The sequence below is a fragment of the Deinococcus sp. genome (genome assembly GCF_030523985.1).
In the GTDB taxonomy this organism is placed as follows: Bacteria; Deinococcota; Deinococci; order Deinococcales; family Deinococcaceae; genus Deinococcus.
Genome location: NZ_JAUNHK010000054.1, coordinates 1 through 19,084, shown reverse-complemented (window position 1 = coordinate 19,084; position 19,084 = coordinate 1). Strand labels below are relative to the sequence as shown.

Annotated in this window: 17 protein-coding genes and 2 pseudogenes; 13 read left to right on the top strand and 6 right to left on the bottom strand. The window is 63.4% G+C overall.

What is annotated here, in order from left to right; translation table 11 throughout:
* Positions 1–817: 817 nt before the first annotated feature.
* Positions 818–1,105 (bottom strand): hypothetical protein, encoded by a 288-nt coding sequence (locus tag Q4C89_RS09225; RefSeq protein ID WP_303102314.1) that lies wholly within the window; start codon positions 1,103–1,105, stop codon positions 818–820.
* 196 nt (positions 1,106–1,301) lie between these two features.
* Here Q4C89_RS09225 and Q4C89_RS09220 point away from each other — a divergent pair, with 196 nt between their 5' ends.
* The 4 genes from Q4C89_RS09220 to Q4C89_RS09205 all read left to right on the top strand — a co-directional run bounded on the left by Q4C89_RS09220 (position 1,302) and on the right by Q4C89_RS09205 (position 5,137).
* Positions 1,302–1,856 carry a recombinase family protein gene (locus Q4C89_RS09220; RefSeq protein WP_303102313.1) on the top strand — a complete coding sequence of 185 codons (555 nt, stop codon included), beginning with the start codon at positions 1,302–1,304 and terminating at the stop codon, positions 1,854–1,856.
* Positions 1,857–2,108: 252 nt separating this feature from the next.
* On the top strand, positions 2,109–2,795 hold the full coding sequence (locus tag Q4C89_RS09215) for a helix-turn-helix domain-containing protein (protein WP_303102312.1): 687 nt from the start codon (positions 2,109–2,111) through the stop codon (positions 2,793–2,795).
* The gene (locus tag Q4C89_RS09210; RefSeq protein ID WP_303102311.1) at positions 2,743–3,573 is read left to right on the top strand and encodes a nucleotidyl transferase AbiEii/AbiGii toxin family protein; all 831 of its coding nucleotides are present in this window, start codon (positions 2,743–2,745) and stop codon (positions 3,571–3,573) included. Before Q4C89_RS09215 ends, Q4C89_RS09210 begins: the two co-directional genes overlap by 53 nt.
* Positions 3,574–3,622: 49 nt before the next feature.
* Positions 3,623–5,137, top strand: coding sequence for a toll/interleukin-1 receptor domain-containing protein (locus Q4C89_RS09205; protein WP_239239511.1), 1,515 nt, complete (start codon positions 3,623–3,625; stop codon positions 5,135–5,137).
* Between the two features lie 269 nt (positions 5,138–5,406).
* Here Q4C89_RS09205 and Q4C89_RS09200 read toward each other — a convergent pair whose 3' ends face one another.
* Complete coding sequence (locus Q4C89_RS09200) at positions 5,407–5,961, bottom strand: hypothetical protein (protein ID WP_303102310.1); 555 nt, start codon at positions 5,959–5,961, stop codon at positions 5,407–5,409.
* Positions 5,962–6,888: 927 nt separating this feature from the next.
* Here Q4C89_RS09200 and Q4C89_RS09195 point away from each other — a divergent pair.
* The 7 genes and pseudogenes from Q4C89_RS09195 to Q4C89_RS09170 all read left to right on the top strand — a co-directional run bounded on the left by Q4C89_RS09195 (position 6,889) and on the right by Q4C89_RS09170 (position 14,009).
* On the top strand, positions 6,889–7,074 hold the full coding sequence (locus Q4C89_RS09195; protein WP_239239520.1) for a hypothetical protein: 186 nt from the start codon (positions 6,889–6,891) through the stop codon (positions 7,072–7,074).
* Positions 7,071–7,199, top strand: a pseudogene (locus tag Q4C89_RS15160) (ribbon-helix-helix protein, CopG family); the annotation flags it as partial. The gene Q4C89_RS09195 and the pseudogene Q4C89_RS15160, both read left to right, overlap by 4 nt.
* The gene (locus tag Q4C89_RS09190) at positions 7,200–7,358 is read left to right on the top strand and encodes a hypothetical protein (RefSeq protein ID WP_303102309.1); all 159 of its coding nucleotides are present in this window, start codon (positions 7,200–7,202) and stop codon (positions 7,356–7,358) included. It abuts the pseudogene before it with no gap.
* 195 nt (positions 7,359–7,553) lie between these two features.
* Entirely contained in the window at positions 7,554–11,279 is a 3,726-nt protein-coding gene (gene mobF / locus Q4C89_RS09185) for a MobF family relaxase (RefSeq protein WP_303102308.1), read from the top strand.
* 893 nt (positions 11,280–12,172) lie between these two features.
* Positions 12,173–12,955, top strand: a complete 783-nt coding sequence (locus Q4C89_RS09180; RefSeq protein WP_303102307.1) for a ParA family protein — start codon at positions 12,173–12,175, stop codon at positions 12,953–12,955.
* The gene (locus Q4C89_RS09175) at positions 12,952–13,248 is read left to right on the top strand and encodes a hypothetical protein (RefSeq protein ID WP_303102306.1); all 297 of its coding nucleotides are present in this window, start codon (positions 12,952–12,954) and stop codon (positions 13,246–13,248) included. The genes Q4C89_RS09180 and Q4C89_RS09175 overlap by 4 nt, the downstream gene beginning before the upstream one ends.
* A gap of 128 nt (positions 13,249–13,376) precedes the next feature.
* Positions 13,377–14,009: a hypothetical protein gene (locus Q4C89_RS09170; protein ID WP_303102305.1), complete on the top strand. Its 633-nt coding sequence runs from the start codon at positions 13,377–13,379 to the stop codon at positions 14,007–14,009.
* A gap of 906 nt (positions 14,010–14,915) precedes the next feature.
* Here the strand turns inward: Q4C89_RS09170 and Q4C89_RS15155 are convergent.
* Together Q4C89_RS15155 and Q4C89_RS09165 are read right to left on the bottom strand one after the other, a co-directional pair.
* The gene (locus Q4C89_RS15155) at positions 14,916–15,170 is read right to left on the bottom strand and encodes a DUF6355 family natural product biosynthesis protein (RefSeq protein ID WP_368493229.1); all 255 of its coding nucleotides are present in this window, start codon (positions 15,168–15,170) and stop codon (positions 14,916–14,918) included.
* A 77-nt stretch (positions 15,171–15,247) separates the two neighbouring features.
* The gene (locus tag Q4C89_RS09165; protein WP_303102304.1) at positions 15,248–15,622 is read right to left on the bottom strand and encodes a DUF6355 family natural product biosynthesis protein; all 375 of its coding nucleotides are present in this window, start codon (positions 15,620–15,622) and stop codon (positions 15,248–15,250) included.
* 147 nt (positions 15,623–15,769) lie between these two features.
* Between Q4C89_RS09165 and Q4C89_RS09160 the strand changes: the two genes are divergently transcribed.
* On the top strand, positions 15,770–15,967 hold the full coding sequence (locus Q4C89_RS09160; RefSeq protein ID WP_303102303.1) for a hypothetical protein: 198 nt from the start codon (positions 15,770–15,772) through the stop codon (positions 15,965–15,967).
* Between the two features lie 90 nt (positions 15,968–16,057).
* On the opposite strand, the pseudogene Q4C89_RS09155 reads toward Q4C89_RS09160, so the two are convergent.
* Together Q4C89_RS09155 and Q4C89_RS09150 are read right to left on the bottom strand one after the other, a co-directional pair.
* Positions 16,058–16,430, bottom strand: a pseudogene (locus tag Q4C89_RS09155) (transposase); the annotation flags it as partial.
* Positions 16,431–17,041: 611 nt separating this feature from the next.
* Positions 17,042–17,614, bottom strand: coding sequence for a hypothetical protein (locus Q4C89_RS09150; RefSeq protein WP_303102302.1), 573 nt, complete (start codon positions 17,612–17,614; stop codon positions 17,042–17,044).
* 673 nt (positions 17,615–18,287) lie between these two features.
* On the opposite strand from Q4C89_RS09150, the gene Q4C89_RS09145 reads away from it, so the two are divergent.
* A complete protein-coding gene (locus Q4C89_RS09145) occupies positions 18,288–18,848 on the top strand; it encodes a recombinase family protein (RefSeq protein WP_303102301.1) in 561 nt (186 codons plus the stop codon).
* Positions 18,849–19,084: the final 236 nt, after the last annotated feature.

Below are 19,084 nucleotides of genomic sequence, written 5' to 3'. Positions count from 1 at the left end.
GGGTCGGGAGCATCGGGGCGATCAACTCCCATTGGGCATCGGAGAGCATCTGGAAGCGGGACATGCCTTCCAGGGTGTCAGCTGGCCCCCTGGATCCATTCTCAGACACGCCCTAGGGCGGGAGATGGGCCGGAAGGGCCGATAGCAGTACCCCTTACCTCTTGCGGTTTGTACCGCAAGAGGTAAAGCGGTACTGGCCGCGCCTTGGTCAGGGCCGTAGGTCGGAACGAAACCCAGGGCGCTTCACTCCCGGCCCATCCGGTTGAGCATCCGCTGGTCTTTCTTGAAGACCTCCTCGATCTTGCGCTCGGTAGCCCGGTGGACCTCACGCTCAATGCCACTGGAGAGCCAAGATCGATTGGGACTAGTATGTGATGTATAGCACGTAGGATCCTGGCGTGGAGCCCAGGTCAGCCTCGGGGTCGGGGTCCAAGATGAGGGCGGGCGCACCTGAGAGAACCAGCGTCATTGTCCCAAAAACCGCAAGCAAGATCGCTAGAATCCAAAAAATTAACTTCAGGTTTACCTTGTTTTTATCCGTTGAGATCATGGCGTTTACTATGCCACACCTTAGAAGGGGCGTGCAGGCGCGCATTGCATTAAGACTAGATTACTTGAAAGCTACCGAAAGAGCTGGCCGGGGTGGCGCTCGGGAATTCTCGGCGCGGTGCTGAGTGGCGACCCTGCTCGAGCCTGCAACTGGTAAGACTAAAGCGTCTATATCCACCCAGAACGGGCCGCAGATCCAGGACGTCTCGGTGGGTCTGCCAATCTCAGCGGAGCAGTCGGTCGCAGTACTGCGCGGCGTCCTGGGCTCTTACCCGCAGACCGAACAGCTCGGCGCCGCGCTCGATGTCAACCCATCAGTGGTGAGGGTGAGCATGCAACCTTCGGCGCTCTCTTGAACGACCCGGGGCAGGCTCCGGTGGACCGTGACCCCGGACAGGCAGATCACCTCGGGGTTGGTGATGGGCACCTGTGTCAGCCCGTGTCCGGGGAGGGCGGCGGGACGGGAGGGGGTCGGCCCGCCAAAGAGCGCTTCATGCACGTCCGGCCGCGGCAGGGTGCCGAAGGAGAAGAGGTGGATCGGCTGGGCGTCGGCCATGGGGCGAGGCTATCGGGGCCACGGGCGACGAAGCCCATGAGGCTACGGAACCCCTGGTGGAGGCTGTCTAATCGGGTATACCCCTTTACACACCCCCCGCCGACACGAGAGGATCACGTCAGAGTGGGTCCATTTTGAACCCCTTGGACACAAGTGGCGGAGGGTCTTAAACGTGGTTGGACAGACTGTGGGGTATGTGCGGGTGAGCTCGGCGGAGCAGAACCTGGATCGGCAGCTCGATGCGGTGGGGGAGTGCGACCGGGTCTTCCAGGACAAGATCTCCGGCAGCCCCCGCGCCAAGCGCGCCGGGTTGGCGGAGCTGATGCGGTACGTGCGGGAGGGGGACCTGGTGAAGGTCGCCTCCATGGACCGGCTGGGCCGGGATACCCGCGACCTGTACGCGATCGTGGATGAGCTCACGGACAAGGGGTGCGCGGTGCAGTTCGTGTCCGAGCGGATCAGCGTGGACAAGTCCGGCACCTCCCCGGTGGACGGGCTCATGCTGGGCATCTTGGCCGCGTTCGCTGAGTTCGAGCGTCGAAGGATCAAGGAGCGCCAGGCTGAGGGCATCGCCCTGGCCAAGGCCCGCGGCAAGTACGTGCAGGCCCCGAAGCTCTCGGACACCGACGTGGAGCAGGCGCGCGTGATGATCTCCATGGGGATCCCGAAGGCGGAGGTGGCGCGCACGTTCGGGGTCAGCCGGCAGACGCTGTACACCTCGATTGCCCGTCGGGCATCAACCCACCAGTAGGGCGGCCTCGCTATGGATCTCGTACCACTACGAGTCGTCCGAAGCCCTGCCTGCCCAGCTGATCGCCTGGAGGGTGAGGGCGTGTTGCTTCCTTCCAGGTGCTGCTGTCGATGGCCCTTCCGTCTCCGCTCTGGTGGAGTGCGCGGGCTCCAGTGAAAGGGTCAGGCGCTCTCGGCGAGTGGCATGACAGGGCCTCAAGGCTAGGGCTCACCGATCATGTATGAATACGTCCGTCTCCGGTACTCTTCTTGCATGACGCTTCTGACGGTGGGGGAGGCCGCCGAGCGCCTCGGGGTCTCTGACCGGCATGTGCGGCGCCTCGCCGAGGAGGGCGATATGCCGGCCCGCCGGCTTGGGGAATCCTGGTTCATCGATGAGCGCGCCCTGACCCGTCGTGTCCGCAGGGCACCGGGCGCAGGCCGCACCTGGGCTCCGGGGACCGCCTGGGCCGCCGTCGACCTCCTCACCGGAGGAAACGGACGGGCCTTCCTCGACCAGCCGCGGATCTCCCGTCTGCGCTCCCGTCTGCGAACGCTCACCGCCCCCGAGATGCACCGACTGGCTGAGAACAGGGCCCAGCCCCACCGGATCCATGCCTCGCCTCGAGCCCGAGCCAAGCTTGCAGACGTTCTCGTGCCCTCGGGGGTGTCCGCCCTGGATCAGTCGGATCTTGCCCGCCGCATCGGGCTCGCCGCTGTCGAAGGGAGCCAGCGGGTGGAGGGCTACCTGCTCGGCGACTTCGAGGCTCTCCAGTCCCGGCTTCGACTCGACCCCTCAGCGGAGGGGGAAGTGGTGATCCGCCACGTGCCCGTCCACGTGGATCCCTCCGCGCTGCTGGGCACGGAGACGGTCGTGGCGCTGGACCTCATGGACTCCGACGACGTCCGTGAACGGGCTGCTGGACGAGAGGCCCTCGATCGACTGCTGCATCGTGTCTGAGCCGCGCCACCTGAGCGTGGATGGCAGCCAGTGGCCCGACCCGTGGCCGGCAGTCTTCGAACTGGCCCGGGCAGTCAGCTCCGACCACTGGGTGCTGATCGGCGGGCTGATGGTTCAGCTCCATCATCGCCTCCACGGCGAAGTGCCCACCCGCGCCACCCGGGACATCGACACTCTGGCGCGCGTGGAGGTCACTTGGCGCCAGCACCTCAGGGCTCTGCGCGACGGTCTTCAGGCTCTGGGGTATGAGGACAAGGACTCGATCGACGCCTCGGCACCGTTGCACCGCATGACCCGCGCGGATGGTGCAGGGGACATGCAGGTGGACTTCCTCATCGCTGACCACGTTCCCCCGCCTGCCGAGCAAGATCTGCCCCAGCCACTGCCCGTGCAGGCACCAGGAGGCCGCAACGCGCTCGAGCGGCTCCGCTATGTCGAGGTTCTCACGCCGCAGGGCCCTGTGGTCATCGCTGTCCCGGATCTGATCGGGGCATTGGAACTGAAGATCGAGGCCTACCGTGCGGACTCCCGTGACCGGGAGAGACACCTACAGGACGCCGTGGCATTGGCCGGCCTGCTCCACGATGCCGCACCGGACCCACCCCTGCACGGGTCCGCCGGAACTCGACTTCGCCGGTTTCTGAGGTGGATGAACGAAGGCGACCGGCTGGCAGGTGCCGCAATTGGCCGTGACGAGGCAACGGACGTGGCACTCGCTGTGGAGGACATCCTGCAGTACGAAGTGGACCCCGATACTAGGGATGGCTCGGGAACGTAGATCAGCAGGTCCGTTCAAGGCGTCCGGTCTGCCCTCTATGCTCACGGGCATGACGGATACCGGCAGCCAGCACGTGTTCATATCCTACGTTCGCGAGGACGCCAAGGCCGTCGACGAGTTGTGCCAGATGCTCAGTGCCGCAGGCATCCCCTACTGGCGCGACCGCACCGCACTGGCCCCGGGGGATGAGTGGAAGGCCAAGATCCGTCAAGCTATCCGCAGTGATCAGGCTGTTGCCTTCCTGGCCTGTTTCTCCGCTCAGTCCGCCGCCCGCCCTCGGAACACTATGAACGAGGAGCTGACTCTGGCTGTCGAGGAGTTCCGCAAGCACACCCCGGGGCATGCCTGGCTCTTCCCCATCCGCCTAGACGACACCCCCATCCCCGAATGGGAACTCGGCGCCAGCCGCACGATCAACGACCTGCACTGGACCGACCTGTTCGGCGCAGACAAGAACCAGCACTACGTAGGGTTGACCTCTCAGCTCCATCAGCTAATGGGCTCTCGCTCTCACATGCCTGCCAACCTCCAGGCAGCCCTGGACAACCTGTCCGAAGTAGACCGCGCTACTCGGCTCAGCGAAGAGACCAAGGCCATGCTGTTAGACCCGCAGCGCAGGATCGCTCTGAGCGACCTCATACATACTGAGGTCGGCCGGATCCTCAAGGAACTCAACAACCCAGAGCTTTACGGCTCTGACCCGGAGGGAGGCGACCAACTGCTGAGGGCGGCTGAACGAGCCCACCACCTCAGCGAACTGACGCGGCCGTTCTGCGCTTCCTTGATCGTGGCTACCCGATTCGGCGAGTCCACCCAGCTCGAGCCCTGGATCTCCGGGCTGCGGAATCTCGCTCAGGCTGCAGTCAGCCACATGGACGGGCTCACGACGCTGACCGCGTTGCGTCACATCCCCGCGGTGCTCTCGATCATGACGGCAGCAATCGCTGCTGTGGCCCATGAGCAGTACGACAACCTCCAAGCATTGGTGGTTGCCCCGAAGGTCAAGGACCACCGACTGGGGGAGCGCGCGGCGTTACTGACCGCCACAGACCCGTGGTGGCCATTCTCTGCCGCTTGCTCCGAGCAGATCAGTCAGATGGTTGCCCGTCACGCCCGCGGGGACGCTGAACCAACGCAGACCCTCACCGATATCGAGACCCGCCGGTACAGCAAGCTTAAGAACGCGGCCGCCGAATGGCTCTATGCGACCCTGCGCCCCCTCTTCGCAGACACCCTCCTGGGTGAAGAGGACTTCTCCGTCCACTTCGAGCACGCCGAAGTACTGCTACAGGCTTTAAGTCTGGACGCCGACCCCGGTTTCCGCGAGGGCCAGCGACGTTACGGCCGACCGAATTGGGCAGGCCGGGCCGCCGTGTATGCCGGATACCGCCTCCGCGGCAACAATCCCGCCCAGCAGCTATCCCAGGAAGCGGCCCTCGAGGGCTCTGCATGGAGTCCCGTACGGCACGGTCTCTTCGGTGGCGATCCAAACCGCGCCGAGCGAGCGCTCGGGGCCACCTTGGAGGAACTCAACCAAGCTGCCCAGGCGCACTCCTGGCGTTGATCCCCGCCCGTGAGACGCCAGAGAGGCTACTGAGTTGGGTACTGGGCACCTCCAGGCGTAATGACGGGGCATGTTAATTGGCTGCGGTGGCAGGCAAGCGTCGAGATCACGGGGTTGACCGCTGAGTCACGCGTGATTCCGGACAAGGCCCTGAAGCGCCCTGGGTTTCGTTCCGAGGTCAGGACGCAGCGGGCGCTGAATGGGACTGGTGCACCCTCACTCGGACGCCCGCTCGGGGAGGCACCTCACGTGGGCCGATCCGACGGGGTTCAGTCTGCTCGGGCCTCGGACACGGACTCCTTGAGCACGGCGAGCTCCGTCTGCGACAACTCTGTGCCCGTGACTGGCAGGATGTCATTTTGCTCGATCGCAAGCACGCCCTCTTGTAGGTTGACCGGCGTCGGGTACCACCCCGCGTCTACAAGGTTGAAGAGATACAGGTCTCCGGCCCCCGCGGTCAGCACCGGAGCGCCGCTCAGCTCGAACTTCTGGTCATCCTTGACCCCGCCTAGGATGCTGAACTCCAGGGTCTCACCCGCCTGCACATCACCCTTGAGGACCGTTTCGACCTGCACGGTGTACACGGTTGAGGGAAGGGCCATTGGCTCCGGGTCCTTGGGGTTCGGTACCGCGCCAGGCTCCTTCATGAGGTCCCAGACTTCAACCCGAGATGCGATCACCCGGCCCACAAGCGAGTAGTCCGACGCCTGCTGAACGTCCTCGGCAGTGCTGTAGCTGACGTACCGCGCGTGAAGGGTTTGAGTCTCCTCCGGTGTGGCGGAGTGGGCCGTTGACTCCTTCCCGGCCTGGACCGAGGCAGTCATTGCAGGAGACGGCACTTGCGCTCTCTCCACCGCCTCCGGGGCACTGCAGCCCGCAAGCAGGAGGCCGGCCGCGACTATGCCTGCACCGATGGGAAGGGAGGAACGAGGTGACCTCATCAGAGTGATCCCTTCAGGACGGAGGTGGGAATGGACACCGGGCACTGAGTGGTCGGGCTGCACAGCGACCCGTAATAGCGTCGGACCCCGTCAAAGTCGTATGCGTAGGGGGTGGTCCGGCTCAGGCTTGTGGAGTACTTCATGATCGAAGCCGCCGAGGTGGTCGGGTTGTCAGCGAGGCTCAGAGCGTGGCCAAACTCGTGTGTCGCAGTGCCCTTGGCTATGAGATCGACCGCGACGCCGCTGCTAGCCGAGGCCTTTGAGATGGCCGTGCGGTTGACCTGAATGGTAAAGCTACGAGCCGCCCGGGTTCCGCTGGGGGTGTATAAGCCCAGCCAAGGCTGGGTGACCGCGACGTCCTTTGCCTTCTTCACGTTCGACGAACTGGTCCCGCTGATCGATGAGACGCTCGACCATGCCGTTCGCCCATAGTTCAGCCGGGAGGTCCACGTGCTATTTGATCCGATGATCTGCGTGGTGAAGTGCGTGGACCCGTTCCCGTGCGGATAGTAGTCAGCCGCGGCAGAGGGTGCGTGAGCGAGCACCAGGGCAGCCGCTGCACCGAGGCTGACCAATCCCCTCCGCAGGGTAGAGCGTCGGGTGGGGGCGTTGGACAAGAGCCTGGTCATGTGAACCACCTCCGTTGTGATATAGAACACGCTCAACGTACTCCGCCCCTAACCCCCCGACAAGAGGTCGGCAAGATTCGCTAGGTACGAACCGGCCGGTGGCCATGGACGTGTTGCCCTGGTATGCGGTCATCGGCAGTCTGTAAACACTGTTTACGAACTACCGATGGAGGGAATTCTGATGACGACGATTCAGGACCTGGCCGAGCACATGACCGCGCACGCGAGCCGAGAGCACCTGCAGGCGTGCCTGCGCGTGCTGGACGCCCTGCAGGACGGTGCGCCGGCTGACTGCGAGGCGCACGCGACGCTGCTGGAGACCGCCGTGGCCCTGGCCGACGCTCTGCAGGACGACGTGATTCGGTGAGCACGTCCCGGCAGTCCCCACACCCCTCCGGGCGCGTCGTCTCTGTCCGTCTGCCCGAGCACATCATCCAGCGGTTGGACACCCTGTCTGAACGCACCGGACGGTCCCGAGGCGTCTACCTGCGCATGGCCGTCGCCGCGATGCTTCCCCTGCTGGAAGACCACCACTGGCACCAACAGACAGCCGCCTACGAGAGCCGCCTCTTCGAGGAAGAGTTCCTGCGCCTGACCTCCCAGCTGATCGACGAATACCCCCGCGCCGAGCACGACGAAGACACCACCTGAGCCCCCCTGCGAGACACCCCGCCGCACCTCACCTCCGCCCTAAAGAGCCTGCCGGCACGAGACCGGCAGGCTCTTTAGGGCTCACGCGCCGAGCGTGAGAGCCCCCACCGTGGACCCCACGATAAGATCAACCCCAAGAATCAAGGTACATATGCTACGGCTGCCGCCGTAGGGCTGCTGGCTGGGTTGGGAGGTGTGCTGGTGCGCGGTGGGGCGGTGTTCTTCCGGGGCTCCTCTGGCGCTGCTGCGCGCGCGTATCTGGCTGCTGATCGGACGGCCACGGCCGATGACTACTACCTGGAGAAGGGTGAGCTGACGGCGTCGCGGTTCGTGTTCGATGGGGCCGGGGAGCTGGTCGAGACGGACACGTTGAACGCGGAGGCTTACCAGGGGTGGGTCGAGTGGGTGGACCCGGGCACGGGGGAGGCGCGGGGGGCACGTCGGGAGAACTCGGTGCTGTTCTTGGACAAGGTCGTCAACGTGGACAAGTCCCTGTCGGTGGCGGCCGTGTTGGATCCGGGGATCGCGCAGCAGTTGGACGCGGCGTTGGAGCAGATGGCGCAGGAGCTGATGGCCTATGCGGCGTCTGAGATGCACACCCGGGTGGGACCTCGAGGGGCGCAGGTCTGGACGCCGGTAGAAAAGCTGGAGGCAGTGACGGTGGCGCACCGGACGTCGCGGGAGGGGGACCCGCACCGGCATCTGCATCTGCAGTTCCTGAATCGGGTGTGGGCGCAGGGGAAGTGGCGTGCCCTGGACACCGCGGAGTTCGTCAAGCACAACGCGGCGATGAACCGTCTGGGGGAGGCGGTGCTGGCCTCACATGCCGGGTTGCAGGAGGCGTTGGCGCAGGCCGGGTTCACGTTTGACCCGGCCACCGGGGCCGTGGTCGAGCTGGCCGGGCCGGCTGAGGTGTTGAGCAAGCGGGCGGGGCAGATCGCGGAGCGTCGGACGCAGCTGGTCGCCCAGTGGGCGGCGAAGCATCCTGGCCAGACTCCGGGGGCGGAGATCTTGAAGTCGTTGGATCATCTGGCGTGGGCGCAGACGCGTCGGGAGAAGGTCCCCGGCGTGTTGCCGGATGAGGACAAGTGGCGGGCGGAGATCGCTGCGACCGGGTTCGTGATGCCGGGCCGCCCGCGTGAGCGTGCGGTGGTGTCGTGGGCGCAGGTGGACAAGCCGGCGTTGATCCGGGCCGCGGTGGAGCAGCTGGAGGCCTCGCGGTCGGCGTGGTCGGTGGCGGATGCGACGGCGGCGGTGGCAGCCCAGTTCAGCCAGTGCGGGGTGACGGATTGCCCGCGCCCGGTGCGCGAGCTGGTGCGTGAGGCCACCGAAGCGCTCGTGGCGGGCCGGTGCACGTCGATCACCCCGGATGTGGACCCGCTGAATGCGCCGCATCATCTGAAGGTGCTCACCACGGACCGGATCATCGAGCAGGAGCGCTCCCTGACCGGGTTGTTGGCGACCAAGGCCCTGGAACCGGTGATGGACACCGTGACGGTGGCCGGGCAGGTGCACGAGCTCACCGCTCACCAGGACATGGACGAGGTCCTGCTGGAGCGGATCTTCGCTGAGTCCACGTCTGTGGATCCGGAGGGGCGTGCGGTGTGTCTGCCTGAGGGGGTCGGGCATCGGGCCGCGTTGGCGGCGATCTCGGGCACGCACCAGCTGGTCGTGGTCACCGGGGCTGCCGGTTCGGGCAAGACCACCTTGTTGAAGGCTGCCAAGCATGTGGGTGCGGTCAAGGGTGTGGAGCAGGTGATCGTGACCCCGACAGCGAAGGCCGCCGAGGTCGCCGCCGCCGAAACCGGATCGAGTGCGAGCACCGTGCATGCGTTGTTGCGGGCCTACGGGTACCGGTGGGAGACGGACGAGCGGACCGGGGTGACCCGGTGGCAGCGCCTTAACCCGGGTGAGGGCGACTACCAGGGCGTGCCTGAGAACCGGGTGCTGGGTCCGAACGTGCAGGTCGTGGTGGATGAGGCCGGGATGCTCTCCCAGGACGTGGCCGCCCGCCTGTTCACGGTGCTGCACGAGACCGGGGCGCGGGCCGTCATCACGGGTGACTACCACCAGCTGGGCGCGGTGGGCCGGGGCGGGGTGCTGCAGATGGCCGAGCACGCCACGAGCGCGAGCGTGGACCTGGACACCGTGCACCGGTTCCTCAACCCGGCGTACGCGTCCTTGTCGCTGGCGATGCGTGCCCGGCAGGCCCCGGGTGAGCAGTTCGACCTGCTGGTGGACATGGGTCTGGTCCAGGTCCATGCGAGCAAGGAAGAGGCGAACCAGGCCCTGGCGAAGGCGTGGGCGCAGGGGGCGCGGGAGGGAGACTCTCCGCTGATCAGTGCGGCCACGAACGAGAACGCCCAGCAGATCAACACGGCCATCCACCAGCACCACACCAGCACCGGCCCCGGTGACGGGGACGGTTCTGTCTGCCTGGTGGGCATGGATGGTCTGCCCATGAGCGTGGGGGCGAGGATCATGACCCGCCGCAACGACGCGCAGCTGGGCGTGCTGAACCGGCAGGTGTGGACCATCCGGAAGATCGGTGCCACCCACACGAAGATCCAGGACCCCGCCGGCGGGCACCACACCCTGCACGTGCCCAACGAGTACCTGCAAGAGCACGCGCACCTGGGGTGGGCGGTGACCGCGCACGGGGCGCAGGGGGCCACCGTGGACCAGGCTCACATGCTCGTGGACGAGCACGCTGACGCCGCCGGCCTCTACGTGGGCCTGACCCGGGGGCGGGAGTCCAATGTGGCGCACTTCATCGCCCAAGACCTGGCGGAGGCTCGGGCGCAGTACGTGGCCGCGATGGGCCGGGACGGGGCCGATCACGGTCTGGACGCGGCCCGCCAAGCCCTGGCCGCGCAGCTGGAGGGCATGAACCTGGCCAGCCGGCAGCGCCCAGTGCAGCCGGTGCAGCCGGTGCTCAAGAGCGCCGAGCAGCTGCGTCCGGGGGATCAGCTCCACGACGGGAAGGAGCTGGTGACGGTGGTCGCCGTTCAGAGGCAGAAGGTCACGATGCGCCCCTCCCAGGATCCGGGATCTGGTGTGCGCACCGGCACCCTCAAGGCCGGCGCGCAGGTGGAGGTGCTGCCCCCGGACAGCCGGTTCCCGGCCCCCGCCGGCCAGCGGGCCGCGACGTTGACCGCTCTTGCCCGGAGGCAGCAGCAGGTCGGGCGGGCTGCTGCTGTGTTGGCCCCGTGGGCTAAGCATCGCAAGAAGGCCGCCGCGTGGTTGGCCGCCCACCCTGAGGCCGGTGAGCTGGCTGACGCACTGGACACCCTGGGCGACCGTCTGGCCCAGGCCCGGCACGAGGCGGACACCGCGCACCGGCAGGCCCAGGAAGCGCATCGGGAGCAGAGTGCCCGGTTGCAGGCGCAGCTGCGTCAGGCCCAGACCCGGGCGCAGGACGCTGGGTTCTTCCAGCGGCGGGCCGCCCGGGGCGAGCTGGCACAGGCCCAGGCCGTGCTGGCCGCGCATGAGGCCACCGCGCCAGCCCCGGCACCGCAGAACACCGACCAGATCACCCAGCTCGTCAGGGAACAGCAGCAGACCCGGGCACAGTACGAGGCCCTGGCGGAGCAGTTCACCGAGCAGGTGCCCACCCCAGCCCGCCCGTACGGGGCGGTGGGCATGGAACTGCGCGGGCAGTTCCGCATCGAGCCGCTGGGGGTTTGGCGGCACCTGGGCCGGCAGCCGGTCACCGCGACCGCGGACACGGCCGCCATGGCCGGGCGGCGTCAGAGGGAAGTGGAGCAGATACGACAGCGCCGCCGTTGGTTCGCTCAGGACACCCCGGAGGTGAACGCGGCCCTGTGGGGCCAGCTGAAGACGCCCACCCGGGCGCCGGGGCCGGCTGGGGCGGCCCATCTGGTTCCCCAGCGTGAGCGGGAGACGGGGCTGGAACGCTGAGGGATCTGCCGCCCTCTGGCCGGGCGCAGACCGCCCAGCCTCCGGTTGCCATGGGAAGGGCCGGGGTGCCTTCCAGCCAGGCAGGGAGAGGCAGCCCCACGTGAGCGAAGACCCCACGACATGCCCCTAGACAGCAGAATGCCCCACGACCGCCAAGACGTGGGGCATACTGACAAAGTCCAAACAACTTCATACCCGAGCCTAGCGCACCGCCAACTTTCGCGCACGGCTCCACGCGGCGATTGTGCTCACTCCCGCGTCACCAACGAGAAGCACGCGGCCTGACCCGCCGTATTCGCCCGTCAGAGGGGCTGTCCTTCTACGAGCTGATGTGCCGCCAGGTGCTCCCACGATCCGTGAGGACGTGGGGCGAAGGAGTGCCGAACCTGGGGCCGATGCGCCGCCCGCCATGAGACCTGACCCGGGCCAAGAGCCATCAGCACAAGCCGCCACTGCACGCGAGTAATGCCGCGCGCCTCCAATGCATACGCATACCCATACGCACACTGCGGGCTGAACCCTCACCCCAGCGTCACCGGAGCCTCTAGTCCCCTTCCATACGCCCGATCTGGGCCTAAAGGGGACCGGAGGCACGCCGCGCCGCTCCCCCCGCTCCTACAGGCTGGCAGATCCGAGGGAGTGCCCTGACAGGTTCCCGGAAGTCCGCCTAGCCGTGTCCTCGAGGAACAAGCAGAACCTCAGCAAGACAGGGCCGGCAGCTACCCCTAGAGGGGGCAGCCCTGAAGGTTCCGGTAGTCCCGCAAGGACTCTTCCCACCGCAGAATAGTTCGGGAGAAACCAAAAGAAGCATGCTCGCGTGCTAGCACGCTATTTAGTTAGCAAGCACGCTTGCGTGCTTGCTAACTAGTAAGCAAGCATGAAAGCATGCGTGCATGCATACCTTGATGGTCTACTCCGAGGCCGGCGGCGTCGCCAAGACGACGACTGCCGTGTCCCTGGCCATGTCCTGGGCTGAGCAGGGCCGGCAGGTGGTCTTGATCGACCTGGATCCTCGTGCGGCTGCCACGAAGTGGGTGGATGTGGAGCCCTCCGAGCCTGGCCTGCACGTCGGCGCGGTGATCGGCAACCCCGACCCCACCGGCTGGATCCAGGAGTTGGCCGTGCCCTCCGGCTGGCACGGAAACCTTCGCGTGGTCCCCTCTGATCGGTCCTTGTCCCATCAGGAGGCCGACCGCGCAGACCATGCCCACCTGCGCTTGCGTATGGGGCTGACCGATCTGCAGGCAGACCTGGTGGTCATCGACTGCCCCAACCGTCAGGGCGGACCACTGACACAGAACGCCTTCACCGCCTCAGACGGGGTGATCTACGCCGCCCGCCCTACCTCCGATGGCTGCGACGGGGTGCACGGAGCCCGTCAGAGCGTGGCCGCGTTCAAGCAGTCCATGGCCCTGCTGGGAGCTGCAGACCGTCTCACCGAGGTAGGCATCGTCGTCTCGGATTACCGAGACCACATCACCCCCAAGGACCAGACCGTCGCCGTCGAGGAGCTGCGCGAGACCGGGCTGCTGCTCACCCCCCTGGTGCCGGCCCGCTCCATCGTCCCCAAGGCGCGTCTGGCCTGCGACTGGTTGGGCCGTTACGAGAAGGGCGAACCCGTCGCCACCGCCTACGCCGACCTGGCCGCAGTTATCTCCGAAAGGATCCCCGCATGAACGGCAAGCAGTCCGAACCCGACCTGAGCCTGCGAGCACAGCGACGCAAGCCCACCCCGGCCCCCCAGACCCCGGCCCCCGGAGCGGTGAACCCCGCAGAGCCGGCAACAGCCTCGGACCCGGCCGGCGGGTATGCGCCCCTGGCACGGCGTGGGGCGCCGACCGTGGCGCTGAACGTGCGGGTGCCCGAAGCGATCCGCGACGCGGTACGTCGAGAGGCCGCAACGAACCCGGCGACGCCCAGCCAGGCAGCAGTCATCGAGGCCTTGGTCCGCGCACATCTGATGCACTGACCGGTGGAGAGGATCTGGGGTGTTGTGCATCTCACATAGGATGTTTACAGTCGAACTGAGCTAGCAGCTCAGAGAAGCCTTTGTCACCCGATAAAGGGCCTACAGTACTCACTTGCTTTAGGCGAATCATGAAGTCCTTCGACAAGACTCTGGTAGCAGCCTCTCTCACTATGGCCCTGGTGTTTCCCGCCCAAGCAATGGCGGCTCCAGTAGTAACAACTCAAGTGGACACAATCGCAGGCTATTCGCAGACTGAGGTCGACCAGCTTGCCTCTGACCTTGAGAAGCTCTTTACTCGTTATGTAACCCTTGATACTAATACCGGGGTCTACGTTGTTCAGAAAGAAGCCATCCTAATTGATGGTCTCACCTCGCATGCCGCAGATTTCGAATCGATTGCTAAATCAATGAATTCAATGGGGGCTCCCGCCGTTGGTTCTAGTTCCGACATTCGGTCAGATAAGAACATGGCTAGCACTATGTCCGCGAACTCCTACGCCCAATGTGTGCTTGTAGGCGCACTTGGAGTATCCATCACCGCGACCCCAGGACTTGTGCAAGCTGCCGCAACGGCGATCCGCGCCTGGAACTGGGGTCTAGCGGCTAAGACTGTTGCCCGCATTATCGGGCCAATCGCCCTCAGGTCTGTCGGCGGTCCATGGGGCTTGGCGGCTGCCCTTGCGGCCAGCGCGGCGACATGCGCATTTAACAATTCTAATGGTCCTACCCATGTGCGTTCTTCCGCGCATCTGGCTATCTGAATAAATCGGAGTATAGAGTGAATCGATCCATTTTCGGGTGGGTAATATTCTACTTCGTCGCCTTCACTTTGCTCGTCGCATGGGCGAGGAACCCAGACGACCTTATGTCATCCCTTTCCGAGGTCCAGACCTGGTTGATTTCCGTGCCCCTGTCGGCAATTGTTTCCCTTGTTTATGTTAATTCTAAAACTAACAAGAGAAAACGCATTAATTGATTTGTCTGGAATCTATTGTAACTGAAACGGCCTACTCCCCCCCCGGTGGCGGGTGCAGTCAAACCGTGGAAGAAACATGAGGTTGCCCAGCAAGCAGTCGCTGGAACGACTCGCGAGGGGTGAGATATCACAGGCGCCTGCGGGGGGCGGTCATTGATCTCTCGGCGATGCTGAACAGGTAGGGCTGGTGATCGGCATCCCCCTTGGGCAGATATTTGCAGAATAGGCAGTTGGTGTTCTTGTTCGAGAGCTGTTGCCAGGACGAGCGGGGCTCAGCGAAGTAGACCCCTGGTCCATGAGCTGGCTATAGCTTCCGCGTCGATAGGTCACCAGGGGCCATTCGGGGTACGTCCAGCCGGGTATACCCATTTGGACGCCAACATCACCTAACCGCCACCCCAGACTTGTCGGTAGCAGCTGCTGCACCCGACTGCATCACCCTGCGATAGAAGGATCAGGCCGCGCCCGCTATACACACCCTGCGAGATTATCTCGACCCACTTTCGAAAGTCATCTAGATATAGATTTGCAGAGCCGCATAACCACATATGCACACCAATAGATATTTGGCCGAGAGAACTCACGCAGAGATGCAATTAATAGACAATTACCTCAAGATATTCGAAACACTCAAAATGAAGGGCGTCATAAAAATTTATGACGCCCTTCATTTTGAGGAATGCAGACCCGATCAACAGGTCACCCCCGTGCCCTTAACAGATATCAAAGCTCCCTTGTCTGGATGAGCGGTGAATGTCGTCTCCCCTGGAGTAACGCAGGCAAATTCATGCATGTAATAGTAATTCACCTGAACACGAAGGTTACTTGAGGACCCGCAGTGATTATAGACACCTGCCTCATAACGCCCATCGTCACCACCCCCAACGGCATTAGAGGTGATCGGAGTAAATCCGCAAACTGCTGCGCTTGCCGGGGCTGCAAGCATGGCCGCCCCTCCAGTCGCAATGCCGAGAGAAATAAGCGTACTAGCCAAGAACTGATTCGCCTTCATGAATCCCCCTGTTAGCACTTTCCAGTCGAATGCGCACCAGATACATGGCGATCATGCTGAGTGAATCCAAGCTTTGTCTCACCTGGAGTTACACAAATATCAAAACCCCCATTACTGGCATCAACATAGATGGACTCGTTTCCCCCGCTACAATTGCCATAATAGGCAACTTCGCGCTTTCCGCCGAAGGGATCAACCGTACCAACAATCGGGAGATCCAAGGACCACATGGAGGTGTAATCCTCCATTCGTGTTGAGTATCCGCACTGCAACGCCGAAGCCTCGTCCGCAGTAGAGATCTCAAGGAATGAGACTCCTCCGACTGCCACAGCACCGACTGCCGCCATCGCCATGATATTTTTCGTATTCAACTTACCGTTCTTCATGGTAGGTCTCCAGACTTCCCTGTTGGACACGATCACTTGCGACTGCGCCTCATGATTGAGCAAGTCCTTATCCTGTGCTCAACCTTGAGGACACAATGGAACTTAGCCGGGCATGCACAGCAAGGTCAAGGGGGTACGATAAATCCCATGAAGAAAACAACAGGACTTGCGGTTATCATGTTCCTTGCGTTCATTGCAACCCTTGGGGCGCGACGTGCTGAGATCATCGACGATAAAATTGCCGTCCCCGGATTCTTCCTGTTCTTTCTCCTGATGACCGCTTTCACTATTGCTTCAGTAATTCATTCGACACGCCGAAATCCGTCGAGTCGAAAAATGGACTGAGTGCCTGGTGTAGATGTATTCCACGCGGCATGCTCAAAACTACCGCCCAACTGGGAATAATGATCACTCACTGGGATATATATATTCGGCTTATTGTAAATGAGGGTGCAGGTGGGGTATGAATCCGCTGGCATTCGAGTAGGCTGCGGCCGATGCAGTTCGCCAGGTTCCGGAATCCCAGGGCGGAGCCGCGGAGGTGCTCGAGGCACCCGTTGATGGCCTCGGTCGGCCAGTTGGAAGTGCCGGGCCGGTCGAAGTGGGCCAGGACGTCGGCGGCCCGCTTCTTCAGGGTTCGGCCGAGCTTGCGCACCTCGACAAGCAGGGCCGGGACGCCGCTTGCGAGGGAGCCGATGAGCTGATGCATGAGGAACTTGCCGAGCTCCCGGTCGGGTTCCCGGTAGGCAGTGACCATGCGCTGGTAGGTGCCCCAGGCCGCTTCGACTTCAGCGTGCTGTTTGTCGGCGAGTCTTGTAGAGCGGATCGTCTTTCTGCGCGGGGAAGGCATATAAGGCAACTAGGGGTACCGGCAGGGCGTGGGTGGATATTCATTTGCCCCACCACTAACGGAGAGGGCGGTGGGTCCCAAGCCGATGTGATGTAAATTATACTCATGCTATGAACATGTCAATAACTTTTTATAACATTGGGATTGAGCTTGGCTTGCACTGAGGGCAAGCGGGCCTGATCCCCCTGATGGCGTCTACACGGGTATACCCCGCTAGCTAAGTGCCCATATGCCTACATAGGCACATAGTCATAAAGGTACATGTCTACATGGTTAGGCTGTGGGGCCGCGTGAGCCGCCGATTACTGAAGGCCCTCCTCGAACGCCCGCCCCACCACAAGACAGTGGGCCAGCCTCCAAGGGAGGCTGGCCCATCAGGTTCAGCAGCGGATTAGGAGGTGTACACCTTGATGGGCGTCCCTTCGTTAATGTGCGGGGCGTAGACGCTATGACACCACCCCGGGTATTTCCGTGGTATTGGCATGCTTTGCATCCTTACGTTGGATTAGATACTCTACTAGAACCAGGGCAATTCAGCCGCAGCCACCACTTCCAGAGGGGCCGGGGCCTCAGCAGGTTGCGATGCTCTGCAGACCGGCGGCGCCCAGACCGACGATGGCCCCAGCAACAACTCCGGGAATTCCTCCCACGAGGCCCTGGGCGGCGCCAATTCCGGCCCCCCAGAATACATTCGCAGCTGCGCAATCCTGATCGACAGACATAGGGGATGCGCCCCCAGGCGCGGTCGTGTCCTTAGATGACACACCATTCTGATACATCCGGATGGTCTTGCCGTTGTTCTCCAGTTCATAGCGGACGGTCATGGCGTCGTTGAGATTGGTGGCAGCAATCTCAGTTCCCATAACTTCGCGTACATTTCCCGATGTATCTCGAATGACGACTTCACCCGCGTCATTGAGCTCCGCTTCAGCCGCGGTGAGGTCGAAACGCACATGGGGGTCGAGGCTGTCCGTCTCTAGGGTGGCCGTATAACGGGCCGCCCCATCGTGGGCTGTCGTGGCCTGGCTCTGAGAAGTGGCGGTGCCACCCCCGGCCAGGGTTGAGGCCTGCGCCGGCACTCCCGTGAGAATTAGGGCGGTCGTGCCAACTCCAGCGAAAACATTCAAAATAAATTTCTTCATTACACTTTTCCCTTCGTTTCTGCAAAAGTACTGATAGGGGCACTAAATTTCAACGGCTTATAGATTATTTATCTATGGTGTTCTGATCGCGTCTTGAGATACTGAACATGATAGCCCCAAAGGGGATCACCCAGATGGACCAGAGCGAGTCGGCCAATGTCCTACTGTCTTCTATAGTGAATCGAATAATTTCGGAGATTATCAGCAGTGTCAATCCCATGAAAGCACCAACAATTAAGCGCCTAATATTCATGCAGTTCACCTCACGTTCTCTGTGGTATAAATAATGCATCTTGTTCTTCTAATTTAGACGAGATTTATGGATGTAGTCAAGCCTAGATGACCCGAATATTTCGACGCCCAGAGGTTGCGTCGAGGCTATGGGTCGCTCGGGGGCTGGTGCGTGGGGCGTTGATACAACACTCTTTATGTACATGCCGGGAATGTAAATAAATGGCGTCGCATATAAGGTGGGGTGTCGAGGTGTTGTCTACATAGATTCCTGACACCCTGCGTCATGCCCGAAGGCCTGTGGCCGCCTTCATGGAAGACTGTCAAGAGATTGACCGATCCTCGACGCCCCTGACCGTATCGGGAAGGCTCACCGCATGATGTGGAACAGGACCCGCCAGGGAACACGCCTTCGTTTCGGCTTGGGTGTTGGAGGTGCCTGGTGAAGGTCGGTTACGCCCGCGTCTCGACCCGGGAGCAGCAAGGGTCCCTGCGCAACCAGCACGAGGCCCTCCAGGAGGCGGGGTGCTCGAAGGTGTTCCAGGACCGACTCTCCGGGGTCAGGGCCGAGCGTCCTGGTCTGAGCGCGGCCCTGGAGTACCTGCGTGATGGTGAGGACACCCTGGTCGTCGCCCGCCTTGACCGCCTCGGCCGGTCCCTGCCGGACGCGCTGCGGACCGTTCAGGCCTTGGCTGACCGGAAGATCGGGTTGCAGGCGTTGGACGTTCAGCTCGACACCTCCACGGCCTCGGGCCGGCTGATGCTGAACATGCTGTTGATGCTGGCCGAGTGGGAACGCGAGCTACTGCGAGAGCGCACCCGCGAGGGCGTCGCCCGAGCCCGAGCAGCAGGACGCCTCCCGGGGCCGAAGCCGAAGCTGAACCCCGAGCAAGTCGAGGCCGTGCGGGCCTCCGTGGCCGGAGGTCAGACTGTGGCAGCGGTCGCCCGATCGTTCGGCATCTCACGCCCCACGATCTACAAGGCACTCGGGGCACCCCAGTGACCATGCCCAAGGCTCACGCGGCCTGAAGTCCCCTGGGCCCCGGCCCCGGATCAGCGTGCACGCCGCGTGACTACGACTGTCACCTATGCCTGCACCAGTCCCCCGGTGGGCCGCTCAGGGCGTGTGGGAGCGGGTGCTGGAGAAGACCCAGTCCATGGCACAGCAGGCTGGCGAGCTGGACTTGGGTGGCCTCGATCGATTCCACGATCGTGCGCGTCCACCAGCACGGGGCGACC

Bases quoted from the DNA above. Each gene is read 5' to 3' on its own strand.
- Q4C89_RS09225 (WP_303102314.1), bottom strand. From the start codon at position 1,105: ATGGCCGACGCCCAGCCGATCCACCTCTTCTCCTTCGGCACCCTGCCG.
- Q4C89_RS09215 (WP_303102312.1), top strand. From the start codon at position 2,109: ATGACGCTTCTGACGGTGGGGGAGGCCGCCGAGCGCCTCGGGGTCTCT.
- Q4C89_RS09205 (WP_239239511.1), top strand. From the start codon at position 3,623: ATGACGGATACCGGCAGCCAGCACGTGTTCATATCCTACGTTCGCGAG.
- Q4C89_RS09200 (WP_303102310.1), bottom strand. From the start codon at position 5,961: ATGACTGCCTCGGTCCAGGCCGGGAAGGAGTCAACGGCCCACTCCGCC.
- Q4C89_RS09195 (WP_239239520.1), top strand. From the start codon at position 6,889: ATGACGACGATTCAGGACCTGGCCGAGCACATGACCGCGCACGCGAGC.
- Q4C89_RS09190 (WP_303102309.1), top strand. From the start codon at position 7,200: ATGGCCGTCGCCGCGATGCTTCCCCTGCTGGAAGACCACCACTGGCAC.
- Q4C89_RS09180 (WP_303102307.1), top strand. From the start codon at position 12,173: ATGCATACCTTGATGGTCTACTCCGAGGCCGGCGGCGTCGCCAAGACG.
- Q4C89_RS09175 (WP_303102306.1), top strand. From the start codon at position 12,952: ATGAACGGCAAGCAGTCCGAACCCGACCTGAGCCTGCGAGCACAGCGA.
- Q4C89_RS09170 (WP_303102305.1), top strand. From the start codon at position 13,377: ATGAAGTCCTTCGACAAGACTCTGGTAGCAGCCTCTCTCACTATGGCC.
- Q4C89_RS15155 (WP_368493229.1), bottom strand. From the start codon at position 15,170: ATGCTTGCAGCCCCGGCAAGCGCAGCAGTTTGCGGATTTACTCCGATC.
- Q4C89_RS09165 (WP_303102304.1), bottom strand. From the start codon at position 15,622: ATGAAGAACGGTAAGTTGAATACGAAAAATATCATGGCGATGGCGGCA.
- Q4C89_RS09160 (WP_303102303.1), top strand. From the start codon at position 15,770: ATGAAGAAAACAACAGGACTTGCGGTTATCATGTTCCTTGCGTTCATT.
- Q4C89_RS09150 (WP_303102302.1), bottom strand. From the start codon at position 17,614: ATGAAGAAATTTATTTTGAATGTTTTCGCTGGAGTTGGCACGACCGCC.